This window comes from Streptomyces sp. SID486 (assembly GCF_009865385.1).
Lineage (GTDB): Bacteria > Actinomycetota > Actinomycetes > Streptomycetales > Streptomycetaceae > Streptomyces.
Map to the genome: position 1 here is coordinate 1 of NZ_WWJT01000641.1, position 12,651 is coordinate 12,651.

Annotated in this window: 10 protein-coding genes; 7 read left to right on the forward strand and 3 right to left on the reverse strand. The window is 74.4% G+C overall.

The window, feature by feature from the left end; translation table 11 throughout:
* Window positions 1-1,469 (forward strand): SWIM zinc finger family protein (locus tag GT045_RS30010; RefSeq protein ID WP_237538983.1); only part of this gene is annotated, 1,469 nt, incomplete at its 5' end.
* A 247-nt stretch (window positions 1,470-1,716) separates the two neighbouring features.
* On the opposite strand, the gene GT045_RS30015 is transcribed toward GT045_RS30010, so the two are convergent.
* Entirely contained in the window at window positions 1,717-2,682 is a 966-nt protein-coding gene (locus GT045_RS30015; RefSeq protein ID WP_237538984.1) for a ScbA/BarX family gamma-butyrolactone biosynthesis protein, read from the reverse strand.
* 481 nt (window positions 2,683-3,163) lie between these two features.
* On the opposite strand from GT045_RS30015, the gene GT045_RS30020 reads away from it, so the two are divergent.
* The 3 genes from GT045_RS30020 to GT045_RS30030 all read left to right on the forward strand — a co-directional run bounded on the left by GT045_RS30020 (window position 3,164) and on the right by GT045_RS30030 (window position 5,480).
* Window positions 3,164-3,883, forward strand: a complete 720-nt coding sequence (locus GT045_RS30020; RefSeq protein WP_161295061.1) for an HAD family phosphatase — start codon at window positions 3,164-3,166, stop codon at window positions 3,881-3,883.
* The gene (locus GT045_RS30025) at window positions 3,880-4,653 is read left to right on the forward strand and encodes a glucose 1-dehydrogenase (RefSeq protein WP_161336097.1); all 774 of its coding nucleotides are present in this window, start codon (window positions 3,880-3,882) and stop codon (window positions 4,651-4,653) included. The genes GT045_RS30020 and GT045_RS30025 overlap by 4 nt, the downstream gene beginning before the upstream one ends.
* A gap of 155 nt (window positions 4,654-4,808) precedes the next feature.
* A complete protein-coding gene (locus GT045_RS30030; RefSeq protein ID WP_161295063.1) occupies window positions 4,809-5,480 on the forward strand; it encodes a ScbR family autoregulator-binding transcription factor in 672 nt (223 codons plus the stop codon).
* 20 nt (window positions 5,481-5,500) lie between these two features.
* On the opposite strand, the gene GT045_RS30035 is transcribed toward GT045_RS30030, so the two are convergent.
* Entirely contained in the window at window positions 5,501-6,103 is a 603-nt protein-coding gene (locus GT045_RS30035) for a TetR/AcrR family transcriptional regulator (RefSeq protein ID WP_161295065.1), read from the reverse strand.
* Between the two features lie 475 nt (window positions 6,104-6,578).
* Here GT045_RS30035 and GT045_RS30040 point away from each other — a divergent pair, with 475 nt between their 5' ends.
* Window positions 6,579-8,717: a BTAD domain-containing putative transcriptional regulator gene (locus GT045_RS30040; protein WP_345942798.1), complete on the forward strand. Its 2,139-nt coding sequence runs from the start codon at window positions 6,579-6,581 to the stop codon at window positions 8,715-8,717.
* 183 nt (window positions 8,718-8,900) lie between these two features.
* On the forward strand, window positions 8,901-9,947 hold the full coding sequence (locus tag GT045_RS30045) for an adenosine kinase (protein ID WP_161336099.1): 1,047 nt from the start codon (window positions 8,901-8,903) through the stop codon (window positions 9,945-9,947).
* Window positions 9,948-10,007: 60 nt separating this feature from the next.
* Here the strand turns inward: GT045_RS30045 and GT045_RS30050 are convergent, their stop codons facing one another.
* Window positions 10,008-10,541: a hypothetical protein gene (locus GT045_RS30050; RefSeq protein ID WP_161336100.1), complete on the reverse strand. Its 534-nt coding sequence runs from the start codon at window positions 10,539-10,541 to the stop codon at window positions 10,008-10,010.
* 316 nt (window positions 10,542-10,857) lie between these two features.
* Here GT045_RS30050 and GT045_RS30055 point away from each other — a divergent pair.
* On the forward strand, window positions 10,858-12,651 hold a 1,794-nt coding region (locus GT045_RS30055; protein WP_161336101.1), incomplete at its 3' end, for an AMP-binding protein.

A 12,651-nucleotide genomic window follows, 5' to 3' on the forward strand; every position in this document is an offset into this window, starting at 1 on the left:
CGGACCTGGGCACAGCCCCGGCGGGCACGGACCTGGGCACGGCCTCGGCGCGCACGGCTCCGGCGGGCGCGGACCTGGGCACAGCCCCGGCGGGCACGGACCTGGGCGCGGCCCCGGTGGGGGCCTCCTCGGCAGGGGCCGCTCCCTCCCCCCGTGCAGCCGTGCGGACGGGGGCCGTCAGCCCTTCCGTGCCGTCGACCATGGCCACGCCCCACCGCGACGGTGAACTCCGCCGCACCTTCCCGGCGTTCGCGGCCCGGGAGTCCGCGGGTGTGGGCGGTGCGTTCGCCAGGACCTGGTGGGGCAACGCCTGGGTCGGCGCGCTGGAGCAGGGGGCGCTGGACCCCAAACGGGTGGCACGGGGCCGTGGTTACGCGGACCAGGGCCACGTCGACGCCATCACCGTGACGCCGGGACTGGTGCTGGCGTACGTGCGGGGGAGCCGGCCGCGTCCGTACCGCGTGCAGGTGCGGGTGCGCACGCTGGAGGACCAGGACTGGGAGCGGTTCCTGGACGCCGCGGCCGACCGGCCCGGCCACATCGCGGCGCTCCTCGACAAGGAGTTGCCGCACTCCCTCGCCGACTGCGGTGTCCCCTTGCTGCCCGGCCCCGGGGACCTGGTCCCGCGCTGCAGTTGTCCCGACTCCGGCCACCCCTGCAAGCACGCCGCAGCCCTCTGTTACCAGACGGCCCGTCTGCTCGACGCCGACCCCTTCGTACTGCTCCTGCTGCGCGGCCGGGGCGAGCAGGACCTGCTCGACACGCTGTCCCGGCGCAGCGCCGCCCGCGCGGCCCGTGCCGCCCGGGACCGGCAGTCGCAGATCCTGCCCGGGGTCCGCGCCACCGAGGCCCTCGCCCCGCGTGAACTGCCGCGCCTTCCCTCGCCGTTGCCGGTTCCCCCGCACCCGGGGCAGCCTCCGGTCTACCCGTCGGCGCCCGGCGGCCCCGACCCCTTCGCGCTGGACCAGCTGGCGACCGACGCCGCCGCCCGTGCCCACGCCCTGCTGGGCACGGGGCACGACCCGGTCGGTGAACTGACCCTGTGGCAGGACGCGGTCCGGCTGGCCGCGGCCCGCCCCGGCTCCGGGCTGACCGCGGCCACCCGCTCGCTGTACGCCAGGCTCGCCGACGCGGCCGGCCGTACTCCCGCCGATCTCGCACGTGCCGTAGCGGCCTGGCGGCAGGGCGGCCCGGCGGGGCTGGTTGTCCTGGAGGAGCCGTGGGACCCGCCCGCCGGCCGGTTCGACCGGGCCCGCCCGGCGCTGCTCGCCGCGGACCTGCCCGCGTTCCGGCCGTGGCGCAACCGGCTCACCCATCCCCGCGGCCACGTCCAGCTCCGCCTGGGCGGCGACGGGCTGTGGTACGCCTACGAGTCGGAGCCGGGCCACGACGACTGGTGGCCCCGAGGCACCCCGGACCTCGACCCGGTGGGCGCGCTGACCGGTCTCGACCTACCCGACGACCTCTGAGTCCTCCCCCGTGGGCCGGTGTCTGCCGGGACGGCGCCCGCTGGACCTGCGTCCATAGGCCGGTGTCCGCCGGACCTGCGTCCGTGGTCCGGTGTCTGCCGGGCCGGTGGCCGCCGGACTTGCGTCCGTGGGCTGATGTCCGCCGGGACGGTGTCCGTCGGGTCTGCGTCCGCCGCCCGCCTCCGCCGCCCGCCGGGCAGCGCCCTTCCCCCCCGGCAACCGCCCGGCGCCAATAGCCCGGTTCGCGTCAGTCCGTGGCCGGATGCGTGGTTACCGCGCACTCGAAGGCGAGCGCGTCGTGCTGTTCGACGGTCACGCGGACGCGGCCCTCGCCGAGCGACTCGGCCGCCACCCAGGACGGGGCGTCCAGCTCCGCGTACCGGTGGAAGACCGCCTCGATGCCCGTGGCCAGCACCGGCGCCGGCCCCAGCTCGTGCTGTGCCGCCTGGCGGGCAGCTTCCAGCAGCAGCATGCCGGGAGCGTGGTCGTACGGGTGGTCGAAGATGATCGGGTGCAGGGTGTGCACCCGCAGCTGCCAGCGGCCGTCGTCGCCCCGGGGGGACAGCACCACGTCATGAGGGCGGTCCCGGCCGACGAGTTCGGGGCTCAGCGGTGCCGGCATCTCGACGGCGGCGGCCATCGCCTGTTCCGGTTCCGGGCAGGTACCGCGCAACCGCCGGTACAGCGCCCTGCCGTGGGAGCTGAACGTGGTGGACGCGGTGGCGAGGTGGCGTCCGTCGCTGGTGGCGGCCACCTCCATCCGCATCCCGCGCAGGACGCCGGCCCGCTGCTCGACGTCCGAGCAGCGGATGCGCAACTCCAGTTCGGCGGGCGTGGTGCCGGCGCGGAGGGCCTCGGGGTCGAGCACGACCCGCAGATCGCGCCATATCTGCCGGTGGTCCATGGGCGCGCCGTACACCGCGTGGGACAGCAGCGGCACCGTCTGCCGCAGTGTCTCGCTGAACAGCAGCGGATCGTGGAAGCCGCCGGCCGGCCCGTAGAACGTGTGGGCACGCGGCCATTGGGCCGTGACGGTGCAGGTGTCCGTAGCCGTCTGCCGCCATCCGGTGAGGAACACCTCGCTGACCGCCGCGCGATGGACGTACTCCTTGGGAACGGTCGTCGTCAGTGTGGCCGTTCCCGCGGGCGTCGTCACGGGCGGGGCCGCCGGGACCTCCGTGACCATGTCGTCGACGGGCGCGAACGTAGTCATGTGCCTCTCCCCCAGGGCAGTTGAGAACTGTGTGCTGCCGGAAAACTCCGAGCCGAGAGCGGGCTCGTTGTGGACCGTGGAGCGAGTGAGCGGTGCGCGACGGGCAGTACTGTACGGACTGACCGGTTTTTTTTCCAGCTTTCCGGTCCCGTCCTACAGGTCAGCGGCGGGGCGCCGGGGCCCCCGAACCCACCGGGCACGGCGTGCGGTGCGGTGCCGTGTCGCACCGGCTGGCGTAGCCGGCCCCACCGCGTGTGCCGCCCCCGGCCCGACCCCGCAAGTTATCAGGGGCCAGGCGCGGCGGTCCGGGGGCCCGCTGCGCGGGTGCGCGGCCGTCAGGGCGGTGGCGGGAGGGACCGCCGAACATGATCGATGGACTATTCGACGGGGCCCGTGTGAGGATCTGGACCCGTCGTCAGGTTCACCGGTCCACCGTCCGCGCGCCGCGAACGGCGGGCCGTCCGGCAGGGAGAGGACATCCATGACCGAGCAGCTCGGCAAGCTCCGCATGGCCGCGCTCAACATCGACGGAGTGCTGCTGAACGACACGTTCAGCCCCGTCATCCACCACTTCGTCACCAGCCGGGGCGGCACGTACTCCGCCGATCTGGAGCGCCGTATCTTCTCGCAGCCGCGCGTGGTCGCGGGCCGGGTACTCGCGGAGACGTGCGGGCTGTCGCTGTCCCCGATGGAGACGATCGCGGTCTATCTGGAGGAGCGGGAGCGGTACCTCGCGGACCACCCGGTCCGTGTCCTCGACGGCGCCGAGAACCTGCTGCGCAGGCTGCGTGCGCTGGGACTGCGCACCGTCTGCTACGGCGGCCTGGACGCCTCCCACTTCGACCGGTACCTCGGCCACCTGGCCGGCCTGTTCGACGAGCCCCGGTACGTGTGCACCAACGACATCCGCCCCGGGCTGTACGAGATCGCGGTCGACGTCGCCGGACTCGCCTGCGACGAGGTCCTGTTCATCGACGACGTGGCCCGGGTCGCCGAGGCGGCCCGCGAGCTGGGCGTCCCCTTCATCGGGCACCCCAGCGACTTCGAGCACGGCCACCAGAGGCAGCTCATGGAGGAGGCCGGAGCACGTCACCTCGTCGGCGCCCTGGACGAGATCGACGACCGGCTGCTGCGCACGCTCGACGCCGAGGCGCAGGCCGGCACGCTGTGGAACCGGGTGCCGGGGATGGCCGGGGCGTGACCGGGGGCGGGGACCTGCTGGCAGGCAAGGTCGTGATGGTCACGGGCGCGAGCAGCGGCATCGGCGCGGCCGCGGCCCGGGTGGGCGCGCGACACGGGGCCGCACTGGTGCTGATGGCCCGCCGGCTGCCACGACTGGAGGAACTGGCGGCGCAGTTGCGGGGCGAGGGTGCCGAAGTCGTGTGCGCCGCCGGTGACGTGACCAGTCCCGACGACGTGAAGCGCGCGGTCGGACTCGCCGTCGACCGGTACGGCAGGCTCGACGCCGCCTTCAACAACGCGGGTACGACGACCGAACCGGCGCTCCTGCACGAGACGGACGACGCCGACTACGACACGGTGCTCGACGTGAACCTCCGCGGCGTCTGGCTCTGTATGAAACACCAGATCAAAGCCATGCTCGCGGGAGGTGCGGGCGGCGCGATCGTCAACAACAGCAGCATCGCGGGGGTCCGTGCCACCTCGGCCGGTGCTCCGTACGTGGCCGCCAAGCACGCCGTGCTCGGCCTGACCAAGGCGGCCGCCGCGCAGTACGCGGCGCGCGGGGTACGGGTGAACGCGCTCGCCACCGGTCTGACCCGCTCGGAGATGTCCGAGGCCGTCTTCGCCCGCGACCCCGCCGCGGAGGAACGGATGCGCCGCCGCAACCCGCAGGGCAGGGTGGCCGATCCGGAGGAGGTGGCCCGGGTCGCGGTGTGGCTCTGCAGCGACCAGGCGAGCTTCGTCACGGGTGCCACCATGGCGGTGGACGGGGGCGCCGGAGCCTGGTGACAGCCGGTGGTCAGGTCGGAGCCCCGCCGCTTGTGGGATTGATAAAGTACCTGACATCTGGTTTCTTTTGCTCCCGGCGTGCTCTCGTGCGACGGGGATCGGGTATCCGCGCCGGCCAGAGGGGGGTGGCAGGGCGCGGACGAGAGGACGAAGTCATGGCACAGCAGTTGCGCGCGATCCGGACCCGTGGAGCGATTCTGGACGCGGCGGCGGAGGTTTTCGCGCAGCACGGCTACCACGGTGCCAGCATCGCGCAGATCCTTGAGAAGGCTCAGGTCACCCGGGGCGCCCTGTACTTCCACTTCGCGTCCAAGGAGCAGTTGGTGCAGGGCATCTTCGCCCAGCAGGTGACGGAGCAGGGCTATCCGCCGCGCACCTACAAGCTCCAGGAACTGGTCGACGAGGCCATGGCGCTGGCCTGCCGCCTGCCGGAGGAGATCATGCTGCGCGCGGGTGCCAAGCTGGCCATGGAGCCGCAACTGCAGGAACTCGCGGACGGCGGGCCGTGGGAGGCGTGGGCGCAGCGGTTCGCCGGCATGGTGGACGCCGCCAAGAGGCACGGCGAGGTCTACCCGCACGTGGTGCCGCAGGATCTGGGCCGGTTCCTGGTCAGCTCCTGGATCGGTGCCCAGATCGTGTCGGAGGTGACGTCCGACTGGACGGATCTGGAGGCGCGTATCTCGTCCCTGTTCGCCTACACGCTGCCGAGCGTCGCGCTGCCCGCGATCTTCGCGCAGCTCGACTTCGGCCCGGACCGCGGGACGCGGGTGCTCGCCGAGATGCGCACGGATCTCGGCTCGGAGCTGGTCGCCGAACAAGCGGGCTGACCGCCCCGGCCCACCCGGGGTCAGGAGCCCGCCGGCGCGAGCGCGTCGGAGGCGGGCGAGGCCAGCGCGGGGAGCACCAGCCGCCAGACGTCGGCCGGCCAGGCGCCCCCGGCACGGTCCGCGCGGACCGTCTCCTCGTGGAGTGCGAGGGCCAGGGCGAGGTCCACGACGGACTCCGGCGGGGCATCCGCCCTCAGGCTCTTCTCGGCGTGGGCGCGCAGCACCGTCCGCCGGAGCGTGGCGCGCCAGGCGAACCGGCAGTCCAGGGCCGGCCCGGTGGCCGGCCCGCGTTCCCGCGCCAGCCTGAGGCCGGCCCGGGTGAGCGGATCGGTCGCCAGCCGGTGCGCGAGCCTGGCCACCATGTCGCCCAGCACCCGCAGCGCCGGGGCCCCCGGGTCGTCCAGCCCCTGCAGTTCGACGCCGGAGCGCTCGCAGGCCAAGCGCTGGACGGCGTCGGCGAGCGCCGACTTGCTGCGGAAGTGGAACGAGAGCGCGCCCTTGCTCACGGTGGCGCGGTCGCTGATCGCCGCCAGCGTGGTCCCCTCGTAGCCCTCGCGGTCGAACGCCTGGGCCGCGGCCAGCAGAAGGGCGTTACGGGTTCCCTCGGCCCTCACTTGTCTCATGCGGCGGACTCACCTCGCTCTATGGGGTGTCGAGACGACTTCGTGGTGTGCCGGAGTGCAGGGCACATGGAAGCAGACCCGAGGGAACTGGGCGTTCTCCCGTCCGGCATCGGCCGGTAACTCCGCCCGGTGCCCGGGACGGAGAGGCAGGGTGAGGGGGGAACCGTGCGGCGGGGCGGGTGACGGGAGCCCCGGCCGGCACCGGCTGGCACCGGCCGGGGGTCCGGCGGTGGACGGCGGCACGGTCCGGCGGGTGCCGGTTCTCACGGCACTCACAGATGCCCGCAAAACCCCAGTTCAGAGCAGGTCGACGGGTGTTGTGGACAGGTACCGGCGACGCCGTGGGGACGCCTTGTAAACCGAACCTCCGGTTTGTATGGTGTCTCGCGCCTGCGCTACCGGCGCGTCCGCCGGCGGGGGTCCATCTGATACGGGGGTAGTCATGTGGTTCCGGATGCTCGGTCCCTTGGAGGTCGTGTCCGACGGCCGGGTGGTCGATCTGGGGGGCAGCAAACAGCGCGCGGCGCTCGGTTTCCTCCTGCTCCAGCCCAATCAGGCGGTGCCCGTCAGCAGGTTGCTGACGGCCCTGTGGAGCACGGGGGAGGCCCCGGTCACGGCCCGCAAGATCCTGCAGAACGCCGTCTGGGGCCTGCGCCGGAGGCTGTCCGCCGAAGGGGTGTCCACCGGTGTCGCACTGCGCACCCAGCCTCCCGGCTACACGCTGGAGGTGGACCCCGAGCACATCGATCTGCACCGCTTCCGCCGGCTGGTGGCGGAGGGGCGGGCCCTGCTCACCGCGGGCCGCCGGGACGAGGCGGCCCGGCAGCTGCGCGACGCCCTGCGGCTGTGGCGCGGCACGGCCCTCTCCGACCTGGTCGAAGTCGGCTACAGCTGGCGCGAGTTGACCATGTTGCAGCGGTCCCGAGTCGATGTGATGGAGGACTACTTCGAGGCCGAACTGGAGTGCGGCCGGCACTATGCGGTGCTCCCCGAGATCGAGTCGGTCGTCGAGGGCGAGCCGCTGCGCGAGCGTTCCTGCGGTCAGCTGATGCGCGCCATGTACCGCTGCGGCCGACAGGCCGACGCACTCGGCGTCTACAGCCGCCTCAGGGCGTCCCTGGTGAAGGAACTCGGCCTCGAACCGGGCCGTGAACTGCAGTTGCTGCAGCAGGCCATCCTGACGCACGACCCGGCACTCGAGTTCACCCCGGCCGCCTCGCCCCTCGTCCCGTACGGACGCGCGACACCCACGGCCGTGTCCGCGATGCCCGCGGCCGTACCCGCGACGCCCGCGACCGTACCCGCGACACCGGTGGCCGTGTCCGCGACGCCCGCGGCGACCGCTCTGGGCGCGCCGGTGGGCTCCCCGGGGGGCTCATCGGTGGCGGCGGACCCCGGTGACCACCAGAAGCCCGCCGCCGACGCCGGCCAGTGGTCCGCCCGGCGCCCCGGGCCTGCGCGGACCTCCACGCGGCAGGAGGCCAGCACGCTGCTCCTGCGGGTCGGCGTCAACCCGCGGACGGTCCGGCCGGACGACACGGGCGCCGTGTTCGACCGCTTGGACCGCGGTATCCGCCGGGAGATCGAGAGCCGGGGCGGGACCGTGGCCGCCGCCATGGGCACCGACACCCTGGGGGTGTTCCCCGCCCGGCCGGGCGCCCCCGACCACGCCGAGCGCGCGGTGGGCGCGGCGATCGCGCTGCGGGCCGTCTGCGCCCGGGAGGGATCCGCTCCCGGGGACGTGGTGGTCAGGGCCGCGATCGTGACCGGTCAGGCGCTGATGCGGCACCGCACGCAGGACCGCCCGGAGGAAGGCGTCGGCCTGTCCCTGTCGGCCGGCGGCCCTCTGCTGTACGCGCGCCAGGAGATGCTGCCGCTCGTGCCGGAGGGTGCGGTCCAGGTCTGCCCGACGACCCGGGAGGCGACCGGACACCGCTTTTCCTACGACCCCCTCGCCGGCGCCCCGTCGCGCTGGCAGCTGCTGCGCGCCGTACCGGTGGCTGACACGTCGTGCCGTACGCGGCCGGGGGCGCGGGGTGAGCGGGAGGCCGAACTGGAGCTGCCGCACAGCCTCCTGGAGCACGGCACCCGCCGGCACCGGCAGCACCAGGTGTTCCTGCTGGGCGGCTCGGACGCCGAACGGGCGCGCCTGCCGGCCGAGTTCGGCCACATCGCCGGACAGTCGCCCTGCGCCGCCCCGGTGCTGCCCTGGTCCGGTTCGTCAGCGGCGGCCGAAGGCCCGTACGCCCTGCACCGGGCGGTCGTCTCCGTGTACTGCGGCACACCGCAGCGGCCGACGCCGTCGGCGGCCCTCGGCCGTCTCGAAGCGGCCCTGCACCGGACGACCGCCGACCCCGGCGGATCCGGCGCGCCGCCTCCACGTCACCTGACCAGACCCACCACGCCGGGTGCCGCTCCGCCTCCTCGCCGACGTGCCCTCGGCCGGATCCGCGGGGTGCCGGTCCGTGTCGGTGTTGAGGTGTACTCGGTCGGTTCCGCCGGGTGCCGCTCCGCCTCCTCGCCGACGTGTACTCGGTCGGTTCCGTGGGGTGCCGGTCCGGTGTTGAGGTGTACTCGGTCGGTTCCGTGGGGTGCCGGTCCGTGTCGGTGTTGAGGTGTCCTCGGTCGGTTCCGCGGGGTGCCGGTCCGCGTCGGCATCGATGTGCCCTCGGCCGGTCCCGCCGGACCTCCGTCGCTGCGGCCCGCCCACGGTGAACCTGCGGAAGCCCGAGGCACGTTCTTGCCGCGGCACGTGCCCCGCTGGTTGACTCGGCGGTCCCGAGGCCGAGAGGACCTGATGGCCACCGACACAGACGCCGGCACCGGCACCGACGGCGCCACCGATACCCGCACCGACGGCGCCACGGACACCGGCACCGACGGCGCCACCGATACCACCGCCGACACGGTCTCCGGCCTCGGCACCGGCAGCGGCACCGACGTCCTGGTGCTGGGCGGCGCCGGCGTGGACACGGTCGTCCACGTTCCCGAACTGCCGCTTCCCTTCGCCGACAGCTACATGATCCGCCCCGGGATCACGGCCCGCGCCGGACAGAGCGGCGACTTCGTCGCGCTCGGCCTCACCGCCCTGGGTCTGCGCACCCACCACCTCGACATGATCGGCGACGATCCCGAGGGCGACCTGGTCCGGGCCTTCCACCGCGACCACGGCATCCCGCTCACCGCGGTCCCGCAGCCCGCGGGCACCAAACGCGCCGTCAACCTGGTCGGTCCCGACGGGCGGCGGCTGTCCCTCTACGACGCCACCCGCTCGCACGAGTCGGACCGGCTGCCGGAGGCCACGGTCCGCGGGCTCGCTGCCGCCAGCCGCCACGTGCACGTCGTCATCACCCAGCCCTGCGCGCAGGCGCTGCCCCTGCTCCGGGAGGCCGGACCGACCCTCTCCACCGATCTGCACGACTGGGACGGCGTCAACCCCTACCACGAGCCGTTCGCCTTGGCGGCGGACCTCGTCTTCCTGTCCACCAGCGCCCTTGCCGACCCGGAGCGCACCATGCGGGACATCGCCGCCCGCGGCCGGGCCCGGACCGTCGTGGCCACCGCCGGCGCCCAGGGCGCCTACCTGCTGGTGGACGGCGAGCTGACCCACGTACCGGCGGTCACGCCCCCGGCCCCGGTGGTGGACTCCAACGGCGCGGGCGACGCGTTCGCCGCCAGCTTCCTGTTCGGCCGGCTGAACGGTGCGGACCCGTGGCGCTGCGCCCGGTACGGGGCGATCGCCGGGGCCCACGCCTGCACCGTGCCGTCGACGCGCACCGGCGCCCTCACCCGGGCCGAACTCCTCGACCGCGCGGCACGACCGTCGCGTCCCCCGGGAGCGTGACGCTCCCGGGGGACGCGAGGTGTCGGCGTGCCACCGGCGGGCTGCCCGCCGGGGGAGGGACTACCAGGTGAGAGCCGCCGACTGGGCGCTGGTCGCCGTGCAGTAGGAGGTGAAGCTGCCGGACGGGTCGTTCACCGTGAACTTCAGGGACCAGTTGGTCGCGCTCGGCGCACCGGTGAGGGCGGCCGTGTCGGTGGTGTCACCGGCGCCCAGGGTCCCGGCGGCGAGCGGGAGAGGACCGAACGAGAGCGGGTCACCCGTGTTGGCGGCCGCGTGCACGGTGCCGGAGAACTGCACCTCGCTCGTCGCACCACCGGACGTCTTGTTCAGCTTCAGCGTCGTGGTCACGGTGTTGGCGTCGAGCGGGAACTGCGTGCGGATGTCCGAGGAGTCGACCCGGATCGTCTTGCCGCTGCCGGAGTCGGCCGCGGTGAGCGTCACGGTGCCGTGCCCCGCGAAGCCGCAGTCGAACGAGGCCGTGGCCGACGCCGGGGTGACGGCCGAGGCCGAGCCGGCCAGGGCTAGGGACGCCGCGAGTGCGCCCGAGGCGGCGATCGCGGTCAGGGTGAATCGTCGCGTCGAGAAGCCGTACATGTGAAGTGCTCCTTCTTGGCGGGTGCCGTCTTCCTGACAGAACTGGGCTGTGTGTGAGGGCCGGGCCCGGCGTCTCGACGGCAGTACAGCCCGTGATCCTCTTCTGGCGGTTGGCGATCACTTGGCCGGCGCCGGTGAACTGCGCGGACCCGCCGCGCAGCGACCGCGTGCCGGGCCCGCAGGAGGGCGACGGCGGGGCGCGGCGGGCCGCCGCCCCGCGCTCCGGTGCCCGCATAGGTCGGGTATGGGACGCCCGGGCAGGGTGGCCTCGCCCCGGCCGACCAGGGCACCCCCCACGCGACCGACAGGAGCAGCCTTGTCCGAACCACAGACCGCCGCCCGCACGAAGTGGCGCGTCGTGCTCAACGGTGAGGGGCAGTACTCGATCTGGAGAGCCGATCGCGAACCGCCCGCGGGCTGGCGCGCCGAGGGGACCAGCGGCTCACGGGAGCGGTGCCTGGCCCGGGTGCGGACGGTGTGGGCCGATCTGCGTCCGGCGGGGCTGCGCCGGCGTACGGCCGAGGGGGTGAGCGCGCCAGGTGCGGGTGTCGCGGGGGTCGTCGCACGACAGGCGCGCCGGGTGCCGGGAGCGGTGGCCGTGCAGGGGGACGGGTTCGCACTGTCCTTCGGGGGACTGGACGAGTTGTCGAACCGCTGGGCCCGCTATCTGCGGTCGCTGGGCGTGGGGCGCGGTGTGCTGGTCGGGGTGCTGCTCGGGCGGGGGGCCCAGCTGCACGCGGTGACGCTCGGCGTGTGGAAGGCGGGGGGCGGGTGCCTGCCGCTGGACCCGGAGTTCCCGGCGGACCGGCTGCGCGCCTCGCTCGCCGCCACGGGGGCGCGGGTGCTGGTCACCGAAGTGGCCTACGGGCTGGACGGGTTCGCGGGGCGCGTCAGGTACGCCGACGACCCCGAGGTGTCCGCCGCGCTCGCCCGGCAGTCGGCCGAACCGCTCGGCGGGGCACCGGATCCGGAGGACGTCGCGTACGTGACGCAGGTGCCCGCGGCGGCCGGGCACCCGCTCGCCGTGGCGGTCACGCACCGCGGCCTCGCGCACCATGTACGGTCCGCGGTGCGGGCGTTGACCGGCGCGGGGGACGGCGGCACGGCCGTGTTCGCGTCGGTCGCCTCCGAGCTGACCGTGGCGGGTCTGTGGGCGCCGCTGTGCGCCGGGCAGCGGGTGCTGCTCGCCCCGCAGGCCCTGGACCTGGCGGAACTGGGAGAGTGGCTCACGGCGGCCGGCACCTTCGCGTTCCTGGTCCTCGCGCCGGGCCATCTGGAGCTGCTGGTACGCCAGTTGGGGGACGGTGGGAGCGCGGCGCTGGCCGGGACGATCGTGGTCGCGGGCGGGGCACCGGGGGCCGCGGCGGCGCGGCTCGCCGGGCTGCTCGGCCCCGGCCGGCTGCGGACCGCGTACGGGACGGCCGAGACGTCGTACGGCGTCTTCCGGGCCTTCGGGCGGTCCGGCGCGGACTCCTGTCTGCGGGTCCTCGACGACGCCTGCCTGCCGGTCCCGGACGGTGTGGTGGGCGAACTGTACGTGGCGGGGCCGGGCGTCGCCCGCGGCTATCCGGGCCAGGCCGCGCTGACGGCCCAGCGGTTCGTCCCCGACCCCTGCGGTCCGGCGGGGGCGCGGATGCACCGCACCGGGGAGCTGGCGCGCCGGACGGCGACGGGGGAGGTGCAGCTGCTGGGCCGCACCGACCGGCAGCTGTGGGTGCGCGGCCACCGGACCGACCCGGCGGAGACGGAGGAGGTGCTCTACGACCACCCGAGCGTCGGCGAGGCCGTCGTGATCGGCGTACAGGCCACGCCGGGAGACGTGCGCCTGGCCGCCTACGTCGTGCCGCGACCCGGCGCGCAGGGCCTGGACGCGGCGGCGCTGGCGGCCCACTGCGGGCGGCGGCTGCCCGCACACCTCGTCCCCGCGGACCTCACCCTCCTCGACGAGTTGCCACGCGACGCCGACGGGCGGGTGGAACGGGCGGCGCTGCCCGGCCCGCACGCCTTGCAAGTCCCGCAAGCTCCACACGCCCCGCAAGCTCCGCACATCCCGCAAGCTCCACACGCCCCGCAAGCTCCGCACATCCCGCAAGTCCCGCAAGCTCCGCAC